The sequence below is a fragment of the Streptomyces sp. CNS606 genome (assembly GCF_000426325.1).
In genome coordinates this window covers 110156-132674 of sequence record NZ_AUFD01000014.1, presented here as the reverse complement: position 1 = coordinate 132674, position 22519 = coordinate 110156, and the positions used below count along the sequence as shown (strand labels likewise).

Annotated in this window: 20 protein-coding genes; 4 read left to right on the top strand and 16 right to left on the bottom strand. The window is 72.7% G+C overall.

Going from position 1 to position 22519, the window contains the following annotated elements; all coding sequences use genetic code 11:
- Window positions 1-69 precede the first annotated feature (69 nt).
- The 10 genes from K304_RS32890 to rimP form a co-directional block, all read right to left on the bottom strand.
- Window positions 70-1617, bottom strand: a complete 1548-nt coding sequence (locus tag K304_RS32890) for an ABC transporter substrate-binding protein (protein WP_051308338.1) — start codon at window positions 1615-1617, stop codon at window positions 70-72.
- Window positions 1611-3701, bottom strand: coding sequence for a hypothetical protein (locus tag K304_RS32885; protein WP_051308336.1), 2091 nt, complete (start codon window positions 3699-3701; stop codon window positions 1611-1613). Before K304_RS32885 ends, K304_RS32890 begins: the two co-directional genes overlap by 7 nt.
- Before the next feature lie 193 nt (window positions 3702-3894).
- Entirely contained in the window at window positions 3895-4878 is a 984-nt protein-coding gene (locus K304_RS0111910; RefSeq protein ID WP_037790073.1) for a bifunctional riboflavin kinase/FAD synthetase, read from the bottom strand.
- Between the two features lie 295 nt (window positions 4879-5173).
- Window positions 5174-6112, bottom strand: a complete 939-nt coding sequence (gene truB / locus K304_RS0111905; RefSeq protein WP_027763932.1) for a tRNA pseudouridine(55) synthase TruB — start codon at window positions 6110-6112, stop codon at window positions 5174-5176.
- Entirely contained in the window at window positions 6109-6606 is a 498-nt protein-coding gene (rbfA, locus tag K304_RS0111900) for a 30S ribosome-binding factor RbfA (protein ID WP_027763931.1), read from the bottom strand. The genes truB and rbfA overlap by 4 nt, the downstream gene beginning before the upstream one ends.
- Window positions 6607-6688: 82 nt before the next feature.
- Window positions 6689-6985, bottom strand: coding sequence for a DUF503 domain-containing protein (locus K304_RS0111895; protein WP_027763930.1), 297 nt, complete (start codon window positions 6983-6985; stop codon window positions 6689-6691).
- Window positions 6986-7063: 78 nt separating this feature from the next.
- Window positions 7064-10009, bottom strand: a complete 2946-nt coding sequence (gene infB / locus K304_RS0111890) for a translation initiation factor IF-2 (protein ID WP_027763929.1) — start codon at window positions 10007-10009, stop codon at window positions 7064-7066.
- A 170-nt stretch (window positions 10010-10179) separates the two neighbouring features.
- On the bottom strand, window positions 10180-10449 hold the full coding sequence (locus tag K304_RS0111885) for a YlxR family protein (RefSeq protein ID WP_078528960.1): 270 nt from the start codon (window positions 10447-10449) through the stop codon (window positions 10180-10182).
- Window positions 10450-10510: 61 nt separating this feature from the next.
- Window positions 10511-11548: a transcription termination factor NusA gene (gene nusA / locus K304_RS0111880; protein ID WP_027763927.1), complete on the bottom strand. Its 1038-nt coding sequence runs from the start codon at window positions 11546-11548 to the stop codon at window positions 10511-10513.
- A gap of 2 nt (window positions 11549-11550) precedes the next feature.
- Entirely contained in the window at window positions 11551-12102 is a 552-nt protein-coding gene (gene rimP / locus K304_RS0111875) for a ribosome maturation factor RimP (RefSeq protein ID WP_027763926.1), read from the bottom strand.
- A 373-nt stretch (window positions 12103-12475) separates the two neighbouring features.
- Here rimP and K304_RS0111870 point away from each other — a divergent pair, with 373 nt between their 5' ends.
- The 4 genes from K304_RS0111870 to K304_RS0111855 all read left to right on the top strand — a co-directional run bounded on the left by K304_RS0111870 (window position 12476) and on the right by K304_RS0111855 (window position 14959).
- Complete coding sequence (locus K304_RS0111870) at window positions 12476-13081, top strand: hypothetical protein (RefSeq protein WP_078528958.1); 606 nt, start codon at window positions 12476-12478, stop codon at window positions 13079-13081.
- Entirely contained in the window at window positions 13078-13593 is a 516-nt protein-coding gene (locus K304_RS28605; RefSeq protein WP_051308334.1) for a ferritin-like domain-containing protein, read from the top strand. The genes K304_RS0111870 and K304_RS28605 overlap by 4 nt, the downstream gene beginning before the upstream one ends.
- 36 nt (window positions 13594-13629) lie before the next feature.
- The gene (locus K304_RS0111860) at window positions 13630-14556 is read left to right on the top strand and encodes an aminoglycoside phosphotransferase family protein (RefSeq protein ID WP_027763924.1); all 927 of its coding nucleotides are present in this window, start codon (window positions 13630-13632) and stop codon (window positions 14554-14556) included.
- Between the two features lie 88 nt (window positions 14557-14644).
- Window positions 14645-14959, top strand: a complete 315-nt coding sequence (locus K304_RS0111855) for a hypothetical protein (protein ID WP_027763923.1) — start codon at window positions 14645-14647, stop codon at window positions 14957-14959.
- 52 nt (window positions 14960-15011) lie between these two features.
- On the opposite strand, the gene K304_RS0111850 is transcribed toward K304_RS0111855, so the two are convergent.
- The 6 genes from K304_RS0111850 to dxr form a co-directional block, all read right to left on the bottom strand.
- Window positions 15012-16724: a proline--tRNA ligase gene (locus K304_RS0111850; protein WP_027763922.1), complete on the bottom strand. Its 1713-nt coding sequence runs from the start codon at window positions 16722-16724 to the stop codon at window positions 15012-15014.
- A 192-nt stretch (window positions 16725-16916) separates the two neighbouring features.
- On the bottom strand, window positions 16917-17501 hold the full coding sequence (locus tag K304_RS0111845) for a GNAT family N-acetyltransferase (protein WP_051308332.1): 585 nt from the start codon (window positions 17499-17501) through the stop codon (window positions 16917-16919).
- A 38-nt stretch (window positions 17502-17539) separates the two neighbouring features.
- The gene (locus K304_RS0111840) at window positions 17540-18385 is read right to left on the bottom strand and encodes a GNAT family N-acetyltransferase (RefSeq protein WP_027763920.1); all 846 of its coding nucleotides are present in this window, start codon (window positions 18383-18385) and stop codon (window positions 17540-17542) included.
- 152 nt (window positions 18386-18537) lie between these two features.
- Window positions 18538-19695, bottom strand: a complete 1158-nt coding sequence (gene ispG, locus K304_RS0111835; RefSeq protein ID WP_027763919.1) for a flavodoxin-dependent (E)-4-hydroxy-3-methylbut-2-enyl-diphosphate synthase — start codon at window positions 19693-19695, stop codon at window positions 18538-18540.
- A 175-nt stretch (window positions 19696-19870) separates the two neighbouring features.
- Window positions 19871-21181 (bottom strand): site-2 protease family protein, encoded by a 1311-nt coding sequence (locus K304_RS0111830; RefSeq protein WP_027763918.1) that lies wholly within the window; start codon window positions 21179-21181, stop codon window positions 19871-19873.
- Window positions 21178-22452 carry a 1-deoxy-D-xylulose-5-phosphate reductoisomerase gene (gene dxr / locus K304_RS0111825; RefSeq protein WP_027763917.1) on the bottom strand — a complete coding sequence of 425 codons (1275 nt, stop codon included), beginning with the start codon at window positions 22450-22452 and terminating at the stop codon, window positions 21178-21180. The genes K304_RS0111830 and dxr overlap by 4 nt, the downstream gene beginning before the upstream one ends.
- Between the last annotated feature and the right edge of the window lie 67 nt (window positions 22453-22519).

The following is a 22519-nucleotide window of genomic DNA, read 5'->3' as shown; positions in this document are numbered from 1 at the left end:
GTCGCCGGGCCGCTCACCCCTCACGGTGACGGCCGGCGACGCCGCGGGCCTTCCGGCGTCGCCGCCGGTTCAGCCGCCCTCGCGCGGACCTTCGGGGCGCAGCACGTCCTCCAGCACGTAGTGGTGGGTGTCCCCCGCCGGGTCGAGGCGCACCAGTGGCAGCGGCTTGTTCTCCGGGTTGCCGTTCCGGCCGAAGGAGAGGGGTCCGCTGACCCCGCGGACGGCCGTCTCCCCGTTGATCGACCCGAGCATCTGGCGGACGTCGCCGGGGGAGAGTTCCTTGTCGGTGTTCTCTCCGGTCGCGCTGCGGACGGCGAGACCGACGGCGAAGGTCGCGTCGTAGCCGAGTATCGCCTGCCCGCTGTACAGGTCCGCCTCGCTGGTGAACCTCTCCTCGTACCATTCCAGGAAGTCGGTGTAGGGGTTCCTCGTGGCGTTCGCATAGATCGTCGCGGCGGCGTCCGGGTGGGCGAGGGCGGTGTACTGCACCTTCACGGCGCTCTGGTCCCAGCGCCGCAGGAACCTCCGGTAGCCCGCGGCGTCCTCGAACTGGGTGAGGTCGAAGAACATGCCGACCGCGTCGTCTGCGGAGTAGACGGTCGTGGGGCAGGTGCGTCCCTGTGCGCCCGCGGCCTCGATGAAGGTCTTGAGGGCGCGGCCGCGGCCGGCGAAATAGACGGCGTCGGCCCGGGAGGAGTCGCCGCAGACCTTGTCGGCGACGGTGGCCAGCGCGTTGCCGGCGCTGTTCTCGTTGGAGAGGAACCGGAGGGTGACGGGATCGACGCGGAGGCCCTGCTCCCGGGCGGCCCGCACGAAGCCCTGCCGCAGGGAGCGGCTGTAGATGTCGTGTTCGTTGCCGTCCTCGACGAGCCGGACGGTGAAGTCCTCGTCCTCGCGCTGGCGTTGGCGGAGGTGTTCCACCACTGCCGCCGTCTGGTCGCTGTTGGGCGCGACGGCGCGGAAGAAGCTGGTTTCGCCGCGTTCGCTGAGTCCGTCGGCGGTCACGGTCGAGCCGACCATCGGGATCCTGTGCTCCCGGAACCGTTCCACGGCCTTCTTCGTCGTGGCTCTGCTCTGACCGAAGCCGGCGACCGCCACGACCGGGTTCGGACCGTCGGTCATGCCGAGGATCTGCTCGACGACCGTCTCCCACTGGGCGGAGCCGCTGCCGGGGTTGGCGAGCAGGAGTCTGATCTGCGGAGCCGAGCCCTCCCCGCCCAGGCCGGGCCGGTTCAGGGCGTACTGGGCGAGGTAGGCGCCCTGGAGTTCCTGTTCGATGCTGCTGGTGCCCTTGTCGCCCTCCCCCAGGGTCATGGGCTCGAAGTAGGCGATGCTCACCCACGGCTCGCCGGATTCCTCGACGCGGCGGTTCTCCTCCCGGATGAGACCGATGACCTCGGTCAGGTCCTCGTGGAAGACGTAGTCGCCGTCGGTGACGCCGATGCAGGCGTCGTCCGGTCCGACGCGGCTGACGCCGTCGGCGCAGCGCACGAAAAAGTGCCGGTAGGCCCAGAGGCCCCCGGCCACCAGGGCGCAGACCACCACGAGTATGAGCCCGATGCGGAGCCACCAGCGCGGGGGCGGCTGCGGGATCTCCAACTGCTGTTCCGTCACCACCAGGGCCTCCTTCGGTACTGCTCGGACTTCAGTAGGAGCACGTGCCGGTCCGTGCCGTCGTCGACCATGCCGCGGAGGGTGAGGAACTCCTCGCGGATGTCGTCGTACAGATCGGCGAAGGGGTCTCCGAGGGGGTTGCGGTACGGGTCGCCCACCAGGTCGGTGACCGGATCGTCGGCGGGTTCCGGGCTGATCCAGCAGGCGGCGAGCAGGCGGGTGACGGTCTTCGTGCGCGCGCTGCGCGGGCGTCCGTCGTCGGCGAGAAAGGCGACCAGGTCGCGGAAGAGCCGGCGCGGCGGCTCGGGCGGGGCGCCGCCGCGCGTCCGGATCGGGGCGCGGCGGAGGCGGCAGAGCTCGGTGCACCACTCGGCGGCGGGGATCTCTGTGAAGCGCCCGTCGAGGTAGCGGGCGGCGCTCTCCACCCGGCCGGAGGCGAGGTCGTGGTACGCGAGCGCCCAACGGTCGTCCTCGTGGCCCTCCGCGAGGCGCGAGCGGACCCGGTTGCCCAACGCCGTCTGGGCGGCGTCCCACGCCTCGGTTCCGTCGTCGGCGGGTGGTGCGCCGGCGAGTTCGCGGAGCAGCAGGAAGCGCAGCAGGGGGTGCAGCATCTCGTGGGCGCCGTCGGTGCGGTCGTCGCCGGTCTCGATGCGCATCGTGCACAGCGGATCGCCGGAGAAGTGCCGGAACTCGCTGCCGAGCGCCTCCCCCGCGTCCTCCCACAGGTCGCGCGCGGCCCCCGCGTCGCCGAGGTTGACGGCGACGGCGGCGCGGGCGAGCTGGGCGCGGAACTCGAGGCTGGTGCGCTGGGGCAGCAGGCGGTCGAGCAGGACGCCGACAAGGTCGGGCGTGAACAGCTGCCGGAGCCGGTCGGGCCACGTCTCGGCGTCGCCCCGCAGGCACAGCGTGCCGACGACGGCGGCGGTGGCGGCGGGCTGGCCGCGGGTCAGCTGGTGTACGAGCCAGCCGAGCCACTGCCCGGCGTTGTCGACCTCGGGCGGTTCGACCTGGCGGGCCTGGCTGCGCAGCGCGCTCTCGACCACCGCGTCGACCTCGCGCGCGTCGAGGTTGCGGAGCGGGCCGACGTGCAGCAGGTCGTCCACCGGAACCGGACGGAACCTGCGGGGTTCCTCCCATGCGCGCTGGTAGCCGCAGTGGTCGCGTCCGGTGCTGCCCTCGCGGCGCATCAGCACCTCGGGTCGGGCGGCTGCGGTGGCCACGACGAGCAGCGGGTCGGAGTGGCCGGCCCGGTCGCGCGCCTCCAGCAGGAGCCGGAGGAAGTCGTCGCCCTGCTTGCTGTCGGCGTTGTCCAGCAGCAGCAGGCAGTGGGAGGTGCGGTGGTGGTTGCCGCGGCGGCTCCGGTAGGCGTCGTGGAGGTCGGCGAGGAACGCGTCGAAGAGCGCCGCCTCGGCGAGCTGCCGCTCGGCCTCCTCCTGTTCGTTGTAGAGGCGGTTCAGGGACACGACGACGTCCTGATGGGAACCTCCGCCGTGGCGGCGGCGGAGTCGGACGAGCTGGCGCCGCGTGCGCACACTGGCCCAGTCGGAGTCCCAGCCGGGCAGCAGCCGCAGTGCCGCACCGACGGCGGCGGGGCTGCCGGCGATGGCGGCCGCGGTGTCGACGAGGGCCTCGACGACTCCGCGCATGTGCTCGCCACCCCGCCCGGTGCGCGAGTTGAGCGCGGCACGCATCTGCTGGACGGCGGTCTCCCGGCTGTCCCGGTCGACGCGCGTGGACAGGGCGAGCGCCAGCACACCGTAGGTGGGGAACGTCAGCTTCGGGACGCGCGGCTTGTCCGCGTGCAGGTCGAAGACGATCCGGGCGAGCAGGTCGATGGGCTTCGCGCCCTCCGTGTCACCGAGCCGGGACAGGTCGAGGTGGGCGACGGGGCCGGCGACGGCCCAGTGGCGCAGGTGGTGCAGCAGTGTGGTCTTGCCGCTGCCCCGCGCTCCCAGCAGGAGCAGCGTGGGCAGTTGGGGGTGCACGCCCTTGGTGCGCAGGAACCGGGTGCGGACCCACTCCCGTATCGCGCGGTCCCGTTCGGAACGCCCCGCGAGTTCCAGCGCGTCGCCGGCCAGCTCCCGCATCGCCGTACCCCCTCCCCCGTCGGCTGTGCCCGCGTGACCGACCGTGCGGTACGCGTCACAGAAGGGTCGACCCAAGTCGCCGTGGGTGCAAGGCATTTGAGCGAAAAGTGAGTGTCAACGGGTGCGCGCGGGGCGCACACCGAGGAACTGTGGCGGGCAGGCCGTCTCCCGGGCCGCGGCGACGCCGTGCGGGTCAGGTGCGCGGCGTGGCTCCGGCGGCCTCGGCCTCGGCGACGAGCGTGCGGCACAGGTCGACGTCCTCGGTCATGCGGTCGGTCAGCGCTCCGAGGCTGTCGAACTTCTCCTGGCCGCGGACCCAGGCCAGGAAGTCGACGGCGACGTGCAGGCCGTACAGCTCCAGGCCGACGCGGTCGATCGCATACGCCTCGACGGTGCGTTCGGTGCCGTCGAACTGGGGGTTGGTGCCGACGGAGACGGCGGCGGGCATGGCCTCCGGCGTGCCCTCGCCCAGGACCGTGAGCCAGCCGGCGTACACGCCGTCGGCGGGCACCGCCGTGTGCGGCAGCGTCTCCACGTTCGCGGTGGGAAAGCCGAGCGCACGTCCGCGCTGCGCACCCCGGACGACGACGCCCTCGACACGGTGGGGGCGGCCGAGCACCTCGGCGGCGCCGGTCACGTCGCCCTCGGCGACCAGCGTGCGGGTCAGGGTGGAGGAGAACGGCGCGCCACCACCGGCCTCACCGCGCGCGAAGAGGTCCACGACGTCGACGTCGTAGTCGTAGGTGGCGCCCAGCTCGGCGAGGATGTCGACGTTGCCGGCCGCCTTGTGGCCGAAGCGGAAGTTGGGGCCCTCGACGACGGCGCGCGCGTGCAGCTTGTCGACGAGGACCTTGACGACGAAGTCGGCCGGCGAGAGCTGCGAGAACTCCTGCGTGAACGGCAGGACGAGCACGGCGTCGACGCCCAGCTCGGCCATCAGGTCCGCACGGCGGTGGTGCGGCGCGAGCAGCGGCGGGTGGCTGCCCGGACGCACGACCTCGCTCGGGTGCGGGTCGAAGGTGACCACCACGGCGGGCACGCCCAGGTCGCGGGCGCGCTCGACGGCCTTGCCGATGATGAGCTGGTGTCCGCGGTGCACCCCGTCGTACGAGCCGATGGTGACGACGCTGCGTCCCCACCCCTCCGGGATGTCCTCCAAGCCACGCCAGCGCTGCACGGTGCTGCTCCTCGCGGTTACCTGATGAAACGGTGCGGGTCCAAGGGTGCCATGACGGTGCCCCGCCACCGCAGCGGACCCGGTGTGTTCTCGCGGACACCTGCCGAGGTCACGGGGGCGGGCTCGCTCCCGATCGCGCCCCCGGGTGTGCCGCATGCGCCCCGAATCCCTCCGCGCGCCCCGCTGCGCGGGTGATTCCGCGGCCGGGGAGGGACAGACACTCAGTGCCCGAGGGAGGGAGGCCGTGGGCCGGGCCGGCGCGAGGCGCGCCGCGTCCCGTCCCACGGCGGGCGTGTCAGGCCGGGGCGGCGAAGACGGCGAGGCTCTTGGCGCGGCCGCGGCGTGCCTCTACGAGCGCGAGGAAGCGTTCCTCCGGGCCGAACGCGGCGACCGGGCCCTCGTGGGCGGCCAGCACGCCGGGCATCGTGATCTGTGCGCCGTTGAGGAGCAGTTGCGCATGGCGCGCGTCGACGTCCCAGCGCGGGAAGGCCGCGGCGGCGGCTTCCCCGAGGGGGAGCAGCGAGACGGCATCGGACTCGTCGCGCTCGGCCTGGAGCTGTTCCAGCGTCCGGGCTCCGTCCAGCCGGTACGGGCCGACTCGGGTGCGGCGGAGCGCGGTGAGGTGGCCGCCGACGCCGAGGCCGGCGCCGAGATCGCGGGCCAGCGCCCGGATGTAGGTGCCGGAGGAGCAGACCACGGAGACGAGCACGTCCACGACGGGCGTGCCGTCGTCGGCGTGGTCCTCGTGCACGCCGTGCACCGCGAAGGCGGAGACGGTGACCGGCCGGGCGGGAATCTCGAAGTCCTCGCCCTCGCGGGCCCGCTGGTAGGACCGCTTGCCGTCGATCTTGACGGCGCTGACCTTCGACGGCACCTGCAGGAGAGCACCCGTCAGTGCGGCCACACCCGCCTCGATCGCCTCACGGGTGACGCCGGAGGCGTCCTTCGCCGAGGTCGTCTCCCCTTCCGCGTCGTCGGTGAGGGTGGTCTGGCCGAGCCGGATCGTGCCGACGTACTCCTTCTCGGTCAGCGCGAGATGGCCGAGCAGCTTGGTGGCGCGCTCGACCCCGAGGACGAGCACGCCGGTGGCCATCGGGTCCAGGGTGCCGGCGTGGCCGACGCGGCGGGTGCGGGCGATGCCGCGCATCTTCGCGACGACGTCGTGCGAGGTGAATCCGGCGGGCTTGTCGACGACGACCAGCCCGCCGGGCTCCAGCGGATCCCTGCGCTTCACGCGGACCGGCCCTCGTCGTCCTCGTCGCCCGTGCCATCCGACGCGTCGGCGCCTTCGGCGTCTTCGGCGTCTTCGGGGGGCCGACGGTAGGGGTCGGCCTCGCCCGCGTACACGGCGCCGGAGGACGCCTTGCGGACCTCCTCGTCCGAGGCCTTCGCCCGGGCGAGCAGGTCGTCGATGGTCTTGGCGTTCTCGGGGAGGGCGTCGGGCACGAAGGTGAGGGTGGGGGTGAATTTGACCCCCGCCGCCGCGCCGACCGCGGAACGGAGGACGCCCTTGGCGCTCTCCAGGCCCTTCGCGGCCTGCTCGCGCTCCTCGTCGTCCCCGTACACCGTGTAGAAGACGGTCGCCTCCCGCAGGTCGCCGGTGACCCGCGTGTCCGTGATCGTCACGTGCGAGCCGAGGCGGGGGTCCTTGACGCCCCGCTGCAGCTTCCTCGCGACGACCTCACGGATGAGGTCCGCCAACCTCTTCGCCCGTGCGTTGTCGGCCACTGGTCCGTCTCCTGTCGTTCTGCTCGGTGGTGCTCGTTCTGCTGTGGTGCCGGATGGTGCGGTGTGCTGCCGGCGGTGCCGGTCAGGTGTCGTCCTCGCCGTGGAAGCGCCGCCGGACGGACAGCAGTTCCACCTCGGGCCGGGCGGCGACGAGCCGCTCGCACCGGTCGAGGACATCCGTCAGGTGCCCAGGGTCGCCGGAGACCGCCGCCAGGCCGATGCAGGACCGGCGGTGCAGGTCCTGTTCACCGACCTCCGCGACGCTCACGGCGTACTTGCGCTGGAGCTCCGCGACGATCGGACGGACGACGGACCGCTTCTGCTTGAGCGAGTGGACGTCGCCCAGCAGGAGGTCGAAAGAGAGAGTCCCCACATACACCCGGTGATCGTAACGGCAGCAGCCGGGGCCGATCGACGGAGTTTCCGCTCCGCCGACCGGCCCCGGCACGCGTGCGCGTCAGACGCGGGGCTTCTCCCGCATCTCGTACGTCGCGATGACGTCGTCCACCTTGATGTCGTTGTAGCTGCCGAGGTTGATACCGCCCTCGAAGCCTTCCCGGATCTCGGTGACGTCGTCCTTGAAGCGACGCAGGCCCTCGATGTTGAGGCTCTCCGCGACGACCTTGCCGTCGCGCAGCAGGCGGGCCTTGGTGTTGCGCTTGACCTCGCCGGAGCGGATGAGGACACCCGCGATGTTGCCGAGCTTGGAGGAGCGGAAGACCTCGCGGATCTCCGCCGTGCCGAGCTCGACCTCTTCGTACTCCGGCTTGAGCATGCCCTTGAGCGCCGCCTCGATCTCCTCGATGACCTGGTAGATCACCGAGTAGTAGCGGACGTCCACGCCCTCGCGGTCGGCCAACTGCGTGGCACGCCCCTCGGCGCGCACGTTGAAGCCGATGACGATGGCGTCGGAGCCGGTCGCCAGGTCGATGTCGGTCTCGGTGACCGCACCCACACCGCGGTGCAGGATGCGCAGGTCGACCTCTTCGCCGACGTCGAGCTGCAGCAGCGAGGACTCCAGAGCCTCGACCGAACCGGACGCGTCGCCCTTGATGATGAGGTTGAGGTTCTGTACCTGGCCGGCCTTGAGCGCCTTGTCCAGGTCCTCCAGGGAGACGCGACGGGTGCGCTTGGCGAACGAAGCGTTCCGCTCGCGGGTCGCACGCCGCTCGGCGATCTGACGTGCCGTGCGGTCCTCCTCGACGACGAGGAAGTTGTCGCCGGCGCCCGGGACGTTGGTGAGACCGAGCACCAGGACGGGGGTCGAGGGACCCGCTTCCTTGATGTGCTCGCCCTTGTCGTCGAGCATCGCGCGCACCCGGCCGTGGGCGTCGCCCACGACCATGGTGTCGCCGACGCGCAGTGTGCCGCGCTGCACCAGCACCGTGGCCACCGCACCGCGGCCGCGGTCGAGGTGCGCCTCGATGGCGAGACCCTGAGCCTGCTGCTCGGGGTTGGCCCGCAGGTCGAGGGCGGCGTCCGCGGTGAGGACCACGGCCTCCAGCAGGGCGTCGATGTTCTCGCCCTGCTTGGCGGAGATGTCGACGAACATGGTGTCGCCGCCGTACTCCTCGGCGATCAGCCCGTACTCGGTCAGCTGGCCGCGGACCTTGGTCGGGTCCGCACCCTCGACGTCGATCTTGTTGACCGCGACCACGATCGGCACCTCTGCCGCCTTGGCGTGGTTCAGGGCCTCGATCGTCTGCGGCATCACACCGTCGTTGGCCGCCACCACGAGGATCGCGATGTCGGTCGACTTGGCACCGCGGGCACGCATGGCGGTGAACGCCTCGTGACCCGGGGTGTCGATGAAGGTGATCTTCCGCTCTTCCTCGTTGACCTCGGTCTTCGCCTGGTAGGCGCCGATGTGCTGGGTGATGCCGCCGGCCTCACCCTCGATGACGTTGGTCTTGCGGATCGCGTCGAGCAGACGCGTCTTGCCGTGGTCGACGTGACCCATGACGGTCACCACCGGCGGGCGGGCCACCATGGCCTCTTCGCCGCCCTCGTCCTCGCCGAACTCGATGTCGAAGGACTCGAGCAGCTCGCGGTCCTCCTCCTCCGGGCTGACGATCTGGACGACGTAGTTCATCTCCTCGCCGAGGAGATGCAGCGTCTCGTCGGGCACGGACTGGGTCGCGGTGACCATCTCGCCCAGGTTGAACATCACCTGGACCAGCGACGCCGGGTTGGCGTTGATCTTCTCCGCGAAGTCCGTCAGCGAGGCACCACGCGACAGCCGGACGGTCTCGCCCTTGCCGCGCGGCAGCATCACACCGCCGACCGACGGCGCCGACATCTGCTCGTACTCCTGGCGCCTCTGCCGCTTCGACTTGCGGCCACGACGCGCCGGACCGCCGGGACGGCCGAAGGCACCCTGCGTGCCGCCGCGGCCACCGGGGCCACCGGGGCGTCCGCCGAAGCCGGGACGACCACCGCCGCCGGGACGACCGCCGAAGCCGCCGCCACCGCCGGGACGACCGCCGAAGCCGCCGCCACCGCCGGGACGACCGCCGCCGCCGGGACGACCGCCGCCGCCCGGACGACCGCCGGGACCGCCGCGGCCGGGGCCGGGACGCGGGCCGGCAGCGGGACGCTGCGGCATCATGCCCGGGTTCGGACGGTTGCCGCCGCCCGGCCGCGGACCGCCGGCGCCGGTGCCGGTGCCCTGCGGACGCGGCATGTTGCCCGGGGTGGCACGGCCGCCGCCCGGGGCCTGCGGACGCGGACCGCCCTGGCCCGGACCGCCGGCCGGACGGCCGCCGCCCGGCTTGGGGGCGCCGCCCGGACGGGGCGCCTGCGGGCGCGCCATGCCGGTGGAGCCGCCGGAGGTGAAGGGGTTGTTCCCCGGACGCGGGCCGGCGGAACGACCGCCGGGCTTGGGCGAACCGGGACGGGCGCCGCCCTGACCGGGCTTGGGCGCACCGGGACGCGGGCCGGCGGCACCGGGCTTGGGCGCCTGACCCGTCGGGGAGGTGAACTCCGGCTTCGCAGCCGGCGCGGGCTGCGCAGGCTGAGCCGGACCCGGCTTGGGCGCCGGGGCCTTGGGGCCGGGCTTCGGCGCGGCCGCGCCCGGCGTCGGGGTCTCGGCCACCGGCTTGGGGGCCTGACCCGGCTTGGGTGCACCCGGCTTCGGGGCACCGGGCTTGGGGGCCTGGGCGCCCGGCTTGGGCGCGGCAGGCTTGGCCGCCGCCTTCTTGGGCGCGGCAGGCTTCGCCGCGGACTTCTTGGCACCACCGGTGCCGCCCGCGTCGAGCGCGTCAGTGAGTTTGCGCACGACCGGCGCCTCGATCGTCGAGGAGGCCGATCGGACGAACTCGCCGAGTTCCTGGAGCTTGGCCATGACGACCTTGCTCTCGACTCCAAGCTCCTTGGCGAGCTCGTATACCCGGACCTTAGCCACTTCGCTCCTTACGGTCCGGGGGTGGGTCTCCGCCGGACCTTCGCTACTTGTGCATGGGCGTACTCATCGCGTACTCATCGAGTGCTCATCGCAATCTCGACCTACTTCCGACTCGCGAGGTACCTGACCCGCGCGGGGTTCCGCGCAGGCTTTCCTACGGTTCTGTGTGCTTACGGAGACTGCAGATGCTGCAGTTCCGCGGTGTCGAGCGGCCCCTGGGCCCGGAAGGCCCGCTGGAACGCCCGGCGGCGGACCGCCAGATCGACACACCGCTGTGCCGGGTGCACGTATGCACCCCGGCCGGGCAGCGTACCGCGAAGATCGGGAACGATGCGTCCCTCGATCATCACCACACGCAGCAAACCGGCCTTGCCCGCATGTTCCCGGCAGCCCACGCAGGTGCGTTCGGGGCATGCTCGGGCGCGTGTCCGGCGAGACACTGCTTAAGTCTACCTCCTCACACCGGGTGATCCTCCACGGGGAGTGCCGCCCGGTGCCCCGTCAGGACTGCTCGGCGCCCGTGCCGGCCTGCTGCCCCGCGGCCGGCCCGGCCGTCGGTTCCGCCGCCGGGGTGTCCGGCCGGATGTCGATGCGCCAGCCGGTGAGACGTGCGGCGAGACGGGCGTTCTGGCCTTCCTTGCCGATGGCCAGCGACAGCTGGTAGTCGGGCACCGTCACGCGTGCCGAGCGGGCCGCCATGTCGACGATCTCGACCTTGCTGACCCGGGCCGGGGACAGCGCGTTCGCCACCAGCTCGGCCGGGTCCTCGGACCAGTCGACGATGTCGATCTTCTCGCCGTGGAGCTCGGCCATGACGTTGCGCACCCGGCCGCCCATCGGGCCGATGCAGGCGCCCTTGGCGTTCAGGCCGGAGCGGGTGCTGCGCACCGCGATCTTCGTCCGGTGGCCGGCCTCGCGGGCGATCGCCGCGATCTCGACCGAACCGTCGGCGATCTCCGGGACCTCCAGCTCGAAGAGCTTCTTCACCAGGTTGGGGTGGGTCCGGGAGAGGGTCACGGACGGCCCGCGCACGCCCTTGACCACGCGGACGACGTAGGTCCGCAGCCGGGTGCCGTGACCGTACTCCTCGCCGGGCACCTGCTCCTGCGGCGGCAGGATGGCCTCCAGCTTGCCGATGTCGACCAGCACGCTGCGCGGGTCCTTGCCCTGCTGGACGACGCCGGCGACCACGTCGCCCTCCCGGCCCGCGTACTCGCCGAAGGTGACCTCCTCCTCGGCGTCGCGCAGGCGCTGCAGGATGACCTGCTTGGCGGTGGTGGCGGCGATCCGGCCGAAACCGCTCGGTGTGTCGTCGAACTCGCGCGGCTCGGCGCCCTCGGGCAGGTCCTCCGGGCTCTCCTTCGCCCACACCGTGACGTGACCGGTCTTGCGGTCCAGTTCGACGCGGGCGTCGCGGCGGCTTCCCCCGGTGCGGTGGTAGGCGATCAGCAGAGCCGACTCGATCGCCTCGACCAGCAGGTCGAAGGAGATCTCCTTCTCCCTGACCAGTCCCCGCAGGGCACTCATGTCGATGTCCACGGCTACGCCTCCTCCTGGCTCTCGTCGTCGGCGGACGCGGACATGCGGTCTGCCTTCTGCTGTACGGCCTTCTCCGCGGCCTTGCGGTTGAACTCGATCTCCACGCGGGCCTGGGCGATCTCGTCGAACTCCAGGCGGCGTGCGGTGGGCTTTCGGCCCTTCACGCCCGGCACCTCGACGTCCAGTCCGGTCTCGTCGACGGACAGGATGCGGGCCGTGAGCTCGCCGCCCTCGTGGAGCTGCGCTCTGACCAGGCGGCCGACGGCGCGGCGGAAGTGCCGCGGCTCGGTCAGCGGGCGGTCGGCGCCGGGCGAGGTGACCTCGAGGACGTAGGGGGCGCCCCCCATCACGTCGGACTCGTCGAGGGCCACGGAGATCTCGCGGCTGACCTCGGCGCAGGTGTCGAGCTGCACGCCCTCGTCGGAGTCGACCACGACGCGCAGGACACGCCTGTTCCCGGCGGGGGTCACCGTGATCTCCTCGAGATCCAGCCCCCTCTTGCCGGCGAGCGGTTCCATCAGCCCGCGCAGCCTCTCGCTCTGGGTGGTGCTCATCCGGGTGACTCCTCGGCCGCGTGTGCTGTTGTGGAGGGAAGTTCGCGTGTCCGGGGCCAGCCTATCGTCTGCGGCGGGTCCTCCGGACCGGGTGGGGACACCGTGTGACACCCGCCCTCCGCGGCTCCCGTACCCGGAGCACGGGAGCCGACACGTCCGCCGTGAGGACGTGTCCGGGCCGGATGGAGTACGGCGCGTGCCCCACCGGAGTGCGCCCCTGGCGCGCCACACGCGCCCCGGGCGGAAAGCAGGAAATCGCACAGGTACTCTCACCTGGCGTGATCACCGCCCGCCGAGCCGGTGCGGGCCGCGCCCGTGCGATCCCGTTCCCGCACGACCGGCGGGCGCGAACCACTGCTTCTGGGAGTGCACCATGCCGTCCACGACGCCCGGCGGGACCGCCGGTCCCGGTGCGCCCGGCCCCCGTAGCGGTCCCCCACGACGTGCCCTGCTGGCCGGAGCGGTCGGGGCCACGTTCGTGGCCGGCACCACCGCCGGCTGCACGGACCACGGGGAGTCGCCGGAGGAGCGGCGCCGCCGCGTGGACGCCACCCGACGCCTGCGGCGTGCGGCCGCGGCGGACAGCCAGGACCTGCTGACCCGGTACACCAGCACCGCCGCGGTGCACCCGGCGCTCGGCGGGCTGCTGGCACCGCTGCGCGAGGCGGTGGCCCGGCACCTGGAGGCGTTCTCCGCGCCGCACCGGGCGGGCGGCGGCCAGGACGGCGGGGCCGGCGACGACCGGAAGGGCGGCGGTGGCGAAGGCCCGGCGGGCGGCCCGCCCGCCGGAAACCGCACGGCCGTACCGGGCGACGAGAAGCGGGCGCTGACCGCGCTGGCCGAGGCCGAACGCCGCACGGCCGGCACCCGGATGCGCGACCTGGTCGACGCGCCGCCCGAACTGGCCCGCCTGCTCGCCTCTGTGGCGGCGGCCGGCAGCGCCCACGCCCTGCTGCTCACGGAAGGCGACGCCGCATGACGACCGCACGGCAGGCGGAGCCGAACCCCGCCGTCGACTCCGCCACCGAACTCACCGCGCTCCAGGCGGCACTGTCCGCCGAGCACGCCGCGGTGTACGGCTACGGCGTGGTCGGCGGCCGGATCGCGCAGGACCGCCGCAGCGCCGCGCGCGGCGCCTACGCGGCGCACAGGGCACGCCGCGACGCGCTGCGCCGCCGGGTGCGTGACCTCGGCGGCACCCCGCAGCCCGCGGCCGCCGCCTACGCGCTCCCGTTCGACGTACCGGACGAGGAGGCGGCGCTGCGCCTCGCGGCCGAGCTGGAGGACCGGGTGGCCGCGGTCTACGCCGACCTCGTGCGGGCCTCGGCCGACCAGCGGCGGCGCGACGCCGCGGCGGCGCTGCGCGAAGCAGCCCTCCGCGCGGTGCGCTGGCGGGGCACGGGCGTAGCCTTCCCTGGGCTCACCGAACGGTCGGTGCCGGGACGGACCGGCGCACCGGGCCGGCCGACCAAGGAGTCCCACCCGCTCTGACCGTCCGTCGCCGTCGCGAAAGGCCCCGTCCGGCACATGCCCTCCGTACTGCCCCTCGACCCACCGCAGCGGCTGGTGCGCGCCCTGCACGGCCACCCGGACGCGGACGAAGCCGCGGCGGCCGCGAAGTGGCTGGAGAAGCTGCCCGGCCTGCTGGAGACGCTGCTGGAGCGCTGGGAGCTGACGGACGAGCGGGTGGTCTCCCCCGGCGGGCGGACCAGCCTGCTGGTGCTGGTGCGGCAGACGGACGGCACCCCCGCCGCCCTCAAGCTGACCGCCCCCGGCACCTCGGCCGCACGCGAGGCCGAGGCGCTGGCGTGCTGGGACGGCCGGGGCGCCGTACGGCTGGTGCGCGCGGCCCCGGAGGACGGCGCGCTGCTGCTGGAACGCCTGCACGGGGAGGTGTCGCTGCGGTCGCTGCCCGAGGCCAAGGCGATGCTGGAGGCCAGTTCGGCGCTGCGCCGCCTGTGGGTACCGCCCGCGGACGGGCACGGCTTCGAGCAGGTGGCCGACCGTACCGCCGCGGAGGCGGAGATGATGCGGACGTACACGCCCGGGGAGGCGCGTCCGCTGGTCGACGAGGCGCTGGAGCTGCGGGAGGGGCTGCTGTCCGGCACGCCCCGACAGGTGCTGCTGCACGGAGACTTCCGGCAGGGGGCGGTCCTGTCCGCCTCCGCGGAACGGTCTCCGTGGCTGACGGTCGGACCGGACCCGCTGGTGGGCGAGCCTGCGTACGACCTGGCGCGGCTGGTCCGCGACCGGCTGCACGACCTGATGGCCTCGGCGGGCGCACCGGCGGCGACCCGGCGCCGGATGCACCGGCTGGCGGACGGGCTGGAGCTGGACCGCGAACGGCTGCGGGGGTGGGCTCTGTTCCGGGCCGTCCGGTCCGGCGTGCGCCACGTGTGGCGCGGCGACCGGCAGGACGGCGAGGCGCTGCTGGAGTTCGCCGGCTGGCTGTGACGCGTCCGGCAGGACCGGCCCGGACCCCGCTGTGGAGCAGGTGTGGAGCCGGGGAATCCCCTGCTCGGCCCGGAGTAGGGTGCCGCGCATGAAGATCTTCGGATGGGTGCTGCTCGGGCTCGGGCTCTACTTCCTCGCACAGGGTTTCGTCATGCCGCTGGTGGCCGAGCGGTCGGACGTGGAGAGCCTCGAGTTCCAGCAGATACGGGAGGCCGGCTCGCACCTCGGCATCGGCCTCATGATCGGAGCGGTGGCGTGCGGTGTGCTCGCACGCGTGCAGGGCGGGAGCACGCCGCGCGCTCCGCAGGCGCCGCCGTACCCCGCGCAGGCGCCGTACCCCGCGCAGGCGCCCTACGGCGGGCAGCAGCCGCAGGCCGGCTGGGGCCCGCCGCACCAGGGCTGATCCGCCGAGCCGGCGGCGGGTGCCGGAGCCCCGCCGCCCGTCCGGCGGTCGGTCAGCCGAGTGCGGCCAGCCGGGCCACCGCGTCGGCGACCGGCATCTCCTCGCGCTCGCCCGTCCGGCGGTCCTTGACCTCGACGACGCCCTCCTTCGCGCGCCGCCCGGCGACCAGGATGGTCGGCACGCCGATCAGCTCGGCGTCGGTGAACTTCACGCCGGGCGACACTCCCGCACGGTCGTCGACCAGCACGCGTACGCCCGCGGCGCCGAGTTGCTCGGACACCTCCAGCGCCAGCTCGGTCTGCGCGGCCTTGCCCGCGGCGACGACGTGCACGTCGGCCGGGGCGATCTCGCGGGGCCAGCACAGCCCCTGCTCGTCGGCGGTCTGCTCGGCCAGTGCCGCCACCGCGCGGGAGACGCCGACGCCGTAGCTGCCCATCGTCACGCGCACCGGCTTGCCGTCCTGGCCGAGCACGTCCAGCTCGAAGGCGTCGGCGTACTTGCGGCCGAGCTGGAAGATGTGGCCGATCTCGATCGCCCGGTCGAGGGTGATGCCCTCGGCGCAGCGCGGGCAGGGGTCGCCGGGCTCGACCACCACGACGTCGAGGTACTGGTCGACCTCGAAGTCGCGGCCGCACACGACGTTGCGGGCGTGGGTGTCGGCCTTGTTGGCGCCGGTGACCCAGCTGGTGCCGGGGGCGACGCGCGGGTCGGCGAGGTAGCGGAACGCCTTGCCGGCCATGCCGCCCTGCGGGCCGACGTAGCCGCGCACCAGGTCGGAGCGGTCGGTGAAGTCGTCGGCGGTGACCAGCTCGACCTCGGCGGGCGCCAGGTGCTCGGCGAGCTTCCCCATGTCGACCTCGCGGTCGCCGGGAACGCCCACGGCGACGATCTCGCCGTCGACCTTGACCAGGAGGTTCTTGAGGGTGGCCGAGGCGGGGACGCCGAGGTGCTCGGCGAGCGTCTCGATGGTGGGGGTGTCGGGGGTGTCCAGGTCCTCGACCGGCGGGTGGCCGGAGCCGTCGACCGGCGTCAGGGCGGTCGTCATCGCCTCGGTGTTGGCCGCGAAACCGCAGGCCGGGCAGTAGACGAAGGTGTCCTCGCCGGCCGCGGCGGGCGCGAGGAACTCCTCGGACGCGGAGCCGCCCATCGAGCCGGAGACGGCGGACACGATGCGGTAGTCCAGGCCGAGCCGCTCGAAGATCCGCTGGTACGCCTGGCGGTGCAGCCGGTAGGACTCCTCCAGCGCGGCGTCGCTCACGTCGAAGGAGTAGGAGTCCTTCATGGTGAACTCGCGGCCGCGCAGGATGCCGGACCGGGGGCGGGCCTCGTCCCGGTACTTGGTCTGGATCTGGTACAGCATCACCGGCAGGTCCTTGTAGGACGCGCACTGGTCCTTGACGACCTGGGTGAAGATCTCCTCGTGGGTCGGCCCGAGGAGGTAGTCGCCGCCCTTGCGGTCCTTGAGGCGGAAGAGCAGGTCGCCGTACTCCTCGTAGCGGCCGGACTGCTCGTACGGCTCCTTGGGCAGCAGCGCGGGCAGCAGCACCTCCTGGGCGCCGATGGCGTCCATCTCCTCCCGCACGACGCGGGTGACGTTCTCCAGCACCTGCTTGCCCAGCGGGAGCCAGGTCCAGATTCCGGCCGCGGCGCGGCGGACGTATCCGGCCCGGACGAGAAGCTTGTGGCTGAGCGTCTCGGCGTCGGCCGGGTCGTCGCGCAGCGTCTTCAGCATCGTGCGGGACATGCGCTGGACTCGGGCTGCCATCGGGGGTCTCCTGCTGGTGGTGAGGTGCGGTGCCGCCGCGCGCCGCGGGCGTGAGGCGGTGAGAACAGGAGGTTATCCGTTGTCGGCGGCCGGGCGGAAATGCGTATCCGGGGCGCCGGTGGCCGACGTCCACGGGGGCGCTCCTCCTGTTCCCGCACGCCCGTCCGCCCCGACCCGTCTCACCGGCCGGTGCTAGGACCCGTCCGGGGAGCGGCGGAGGGGGAGGTGCGCGCCCATGACGACGTAGGGACAGCTCGCGGAGGGGAAGCGGACGCGACGAGCCAGGTCGCGGTAGCCGAGCGAACGGTAGAGCGCGCGAGCCGGGGACTCGGTGTCGAGCGCGGAGAGGATCGACCGCGGCTCGTCGGCCCCGTCGGTGATCCCGGTGATGAGCGCGCGGCCCAGACCGCGGTTCTGGAAGGCGGGCAGGACGTGCAGTTCGGTGATCACGAACGCGTCACCGAGCCACGCGTCGTGGCCCTCCTGGCGCAGGTAGGGGTGGACGACGGTGGACCACCACTGGGTGCGGTCGTTGGGCATGCCGTAGACGAAGCCGACCAGTCGGTCGCCCTCGTCGGTGGTGGCGCCGAGGGCGCGGGCGCCGGTCATGGTCAGGTGGCGCAGCACGATGTGGTGCCGGACGGCGACCTCGTCGTCGGTGAGCCCGAAGGCCAGCGCCTGCACGGCGAGAGCTTCGTCGACGCGTGCGGCCAGGTCGAGGGGGCCGATGGACACCGCTCGGGGGTCCGGGTGGTGGTGTCCGGAGGTATGCCGCATGGCGGGGAGGCTACTAGCTGATCGTCCGTGGGCGCGCGTCAGAAGAGGACGCTCATGAACGCGCCGACCTCGCGGAAGCCGACGCGCCGGTACGAGGCGCGGGCTGCGGTGTTGAAGTCGTTGACGTACAGGCTCACCACGGGGGCGATCTCGGTCAGCGCGTAGCGGAGGACGGCGGCCATGCCGGAGACGGAGAGGCGGCGGCCGCGGTGTTCGGGGGCGACCCAGACGCCCTGGATCTGGCATGCGTGCGGGGTGGCGGCGCCGATCTCGGCCTTGAAGATCACGCGGTCGCCCTCGAAGCGGGCGAAGGAGCGGCCGGAACCGACGAGTTCGGCGACGCGGGCCTGGTAGATGAGGCCGCCGTCGCCGGCGAGCGGCGAGACGCCGACCTCCTCGGTGAACATCGCGATGCAGGCCGGCATGACCAGGTCCATCTCGTCCTTGCGGACCCGGCGGACGAGGGGGTCGGGGGCGACGTCCTGCGGAACCGTTTCGGTGACCATCAGCGGCTGGTGCGGGCGGACCTCGCGGGCGGGGCCCCAGTGCGGCTGGAGGCGGGACCAGAGCGCGGCGGTGGGGGCCGCGGGGCCGACTATGGAGGAGCAGCGGCGGCCCTGCCGCCGGGCGCGTTCGGCGAAGGCGCGTACGGCCTCCGGGCTCGCGCAGAGCGGCACCAGATTGGCGCCGGCGTAGCAGAGGGACTCCAGCCGGCCGTGGCGGTACCAGCCCCAGAGTTCGCCGCCGAGACGCCACGGGTCGAGGCCGGAGGCCTGGACGCGGGCGGCGACGAAGGCGTTGTTGACGGGTTCGCGGTGGAGCACGGACAGTGCGGAGTCGAGCTCGTCGGGTTCGAGGACCCGTATCGAGGTGGTCGTCAGCACGAATCGCCTCACCTCGCCGGTACGGGGGCCGTGGCCCGCTGGATCCCTGCGGGAACTCTAACTCCGGCCGCGCCGTCCGGCTGGCGCTCCCCCGTGGACGCCGTCACCCGGGTGACGGCACCGCCGCACCCGGGTGAGGTCCGTCGCGGCGTTCAGCCGGCGACGGAGACGGCGGGCTCGCCGGAGGCGACGCCGTCCTTCTCCATCTGCTCGGCGATCTTCATAGCCTCGTCGATCAGCGTCTCGACGATCTTCGACTCGGGAACGGTCTTGATGACCTCCCCCTTGACGAAGATCTGGCCCTTGCCGTTACCGGAGGCGACGCCGAGGTCGGCCTCGCGGGCCTCACCGGGGCCGTTGACGACGCAGCCCATGACGGCGACGCGGAGCGGCACCTCCATGCCCTCCAGTCCGGCGGTGACCTCGTCGGCCAGCTTGTAGACGTCGACCTGGGCGCGGCCGCAGGACGGGCAGGAGACGATCTCGAGGCGGCGCTGGCGCAGGCCGAGGGACTCCAGGATCTGGATGCCGACCTTGACCTCTTCGGCGGGCGGCGCGGAGAGGGAGACGCGGATGGTGTCGCCGATGCCCTCGGAGAGCAGGGCGCCGAAGGCGACCGCGGACTTGATGGTGCCCTGGAAGGCGGGGCCGGCCTCGGTGACGCCGAGGTGCAGCGGGTAGTCGCACTGCGCGGCGAGCTGCCGGTAGGCGTTGACCATCACGACCGGGTCGTTGTGCTTGACGGAGATCTTGATGTCGCGGAAGCCGTGCTCCTCGAAGAGCGAGCACTCCCACAGCGCCGACTCGACCAGGGCCTCGGGGGTGGCCTTGCCGTACTTCTGGAGCAGTCGCCTGTCGAGCGAGCCCGCGTTGACTCCGATGCGGATCGGGGTGGCGGCGGCGGACGCGGCCTTGGCGATCTCCTTCACCTTGTCGTCGAACTGCTTGATGTTGCCCGGGTTCACCCGGACGGCGGCGCAGCCGGCGTCGATGGCGGCGAAGACGTACTTGGGCTGGAAGTGGATGTCGGCGATGACCGGGATCTGCGACTTCCTCGCGATGGTGGCGAGGGCGTCGGCGTCGTCCTGCGTCGGGCAGGCGACGCGCACGATCTGGCAGCCGGAGGCGGTCAGTTCGGCGATCTGCTGGAGCGTCGCGCCGATGTCCGAGGTGCGGGTGGTGGTCATGGACTGGACCGAGACGGGGGCGTCGCCACCCACGGCCACCGGGCCGACCTGGATCTTCCGGCTGACGCGGCGGTCGGCGAGCTTGGTCGGTACGTCCGGCATTCCGAGCGAAATCGCTGTCATCGGCGGTGCAACCCCAAGGTGTGGATCATGGTCCCGAGATCGTCGAGCGGGCTCCGGATCCGAGATTACGGCACCCGGTGCGCGGTCAGCACATCGCGCCGGTCAAACCCACACGAAGGGTGACGGCCGGATGCCCGCGGACGGGCGTACGGCCGTCACCCTTCGAGGGGCGGCGCTACCCGGTGAGACGGACCGGGTTGACGATGTCCGCGGCCATCACCAGCAGCGTGAAACCGACGAAGACGCCGGCGACCACGTAGGCGACGGGCATCAGCTTCGCCACGTCGAACGGGCCGGGGTCGGGACGCCGGAGCACCTTGGCCACGCCGCGGCGCAGCGACTCCCACAGCGCGCCGGCGATGTGCCCGCCGTCCAGCGGCAGCAGCGGGAGCATGTTGAAGAGGAACAGCGACAGGTTGAACGCCGCCACCATCTGCAGCATCATCGCGATCTGGTACGTGGCCGGGATGTCGAGGGAGAAGATCTCCCCGCCGACGCGGGCCGCGCCGACGACGCCCATCGGTGAGTCCTGCCGGCGTTCCGCGTCACCGAACGTGGCGGCCCACAGGTCGTCGATCTTCGACGGCAGGTCGATCAGGGCCTCGAACCCGGCGACCATCATGTCGCCCATCCGGTCGACGGCCTGCGGGAAGGACTGCTCGACCACACCGGACGCGGGCCGGAAGCCGAGGAAGCCGGTCGTCACCGTCTCGCCCTCGACCTGTCGACCGTCCTCGCCGATCTTGGCGACCTCGTTCTCCACCAGGTCGGCCTGGAGGGTGCGGCGCTCTCCGTCCTTGCCCTCGACGACGAGGGTGGCCTCGCCGGTGGTCTTCCGGATGGCCTCGCGGAGCTGCTCCCACTCGGTGACCTTCTCGCCGTCGAACGACACGAAGGTGTCGCCCGGCCGCAGCCCGGCCTTCTCCGCGGGCGTGTCGGCGGCGCCCTTCGGACACTTCTCGTCGACGGACGCCGAGGCCGGCAGCACGCAGTCGGAGACGCTCGCCACCGTCGTGGTGGTGGTGTTGACGCCGAAGGTCATCAGGACCCCGAGGAAGACCGCCACGGCCAGGATCAGGTTCATGAACGGCCCGGCGAACATGACGATGACGCGCTTCCACGGCTTGCGCGTGTAGAACAGCCGCTTCTCGTCCCCCAGCTGGAGCTCCTCGTACGCGGCCTCGCGAGCGTCCTCGATCATGCCGCGGAACGGCGAGGTGGAACGCTTCCGCACCTTCCCGTCGTCGCCGGGCGGGAACATGCCGATCATGCGGATGTAGCCGCCGAGCGGGATGGCCTTGATGCCGTACTCGGTCTCGCCCTTGCGGCGGGAGAAGAGGGTCGGACCGAAGCCGACCATGTACTGCGGCACCCGGACGCCGAACATCTTGGCGGTGGTCAGGTGGCCCAGCTCGTGCCAGGCGATGGAGATCAGCAGGCCGATCGCGAAGACGACTATGCCGAGGATCCACATCAGGGTCGTCATGCGCGCGCCTCCACTACCGCCCGGGCCGCCAGCTCGCGGGCTCTCGCCCGCGCCCACTCCTCGGCCTCCAGGACACCGGTCAACGTCAGGTCGGTTCCGCCGGGCGAGCCGTCCGTGCGCCCGCCGGTGTGCTCCTCGACCACGGAGGCGACCGTATCGACAATTCCGGTGAAGGGCAGCCTGCCGGCGAGGAACGCGTCGACGCACTCCTCGTTGGCGGCGTTGTAGACGGCGGGGGCGGTGCCGCCGAGCGCGCCGACGTGGCAGGCGAGCGGGACGGAGGGGAAGGCGTCCTCGTCCAGCGGGAAGAAGTCCCAGGACATGGGCTGCGTCCAGTCGAACACCGGCCCGGCGTCCGGCACCCGTGCGGGCCAGCCGATGCCCAGGGCGATGGGCAGCCGCATGTCGGGCGGGCCGCACTGGGCGAGCGTGGAACCGTCGGTGAACTCCACCATCGAGTGGATGGCTGACTGCGGGTGGACGACGACCTGGATGCGGTCGAAGGGGATGTCGTACAGCAGATGGGCCTCGATGACCTCCAGGCCCTTGTTGACCAGGGTGGCCGAGTTGACGGTGATCACCGGGCCCATCGCCCAGGTGGGGTGGGCGAGGGCGTCCTCGGGGGTCACGTCCGCCAGCTCGGCCCGGGTGCGGCCGCGGAACGGACCGCCTGAGGCGGTGACCAGCAGCTTCCGCACCTCGCCGCGGGTGCCGCCCTTCAGCGCCTGGAACAGTGCCGAGTGCTCGGAGTCGACGGGGACGATCTGACCCGGGCGGGCGAGGGCCTTCACCAGCGGGCCGCCGACGATCAGCGACTCCTTGTTGGCCAGCGCCAGCACACGGCCGGCCTCGAGCGCCGCGAGAGTGGGGGCGAGACCGATGGAACCGGTGATGCCGTTGAGGACGGTGTGGCACTCGGACCCGGCCAGCTCGGTCGCCGCGTCGGGCCCGGCCAGCACCTCCGGCAGCGGTTCACCGGGGCCGAAGGCGGCGCGCAGCGCCTCGCGCAGGTCGTCGGCCCTGTCGGCGCGGGCGACGGCCACCGCGCGTACCCGCAGCCGCCGCGCCTGCTCGGCGAGCTCGGCCACGCGCCCGCCGTTGGCGGACAGCGCGGTCACCCGGAAGCGCTCCGGGTTGCTGAGCACGACGTCCACCGCCTGGGTGCCGATCGAGCCGGTCGAGCCGAGGATCACGATGTCCCGAGGGCCGCCGGACGGGGGTGGGTCGGCGGGACAGGGGGCGTGCGGGTCAGCGAGGAGGTGGTCCGTCATGGGTCCATTGTGTCTGTTCCACGGAGCGTCACGTGCAGCGGCGGGGCGGGGCCCCCTCTCCGGTGCC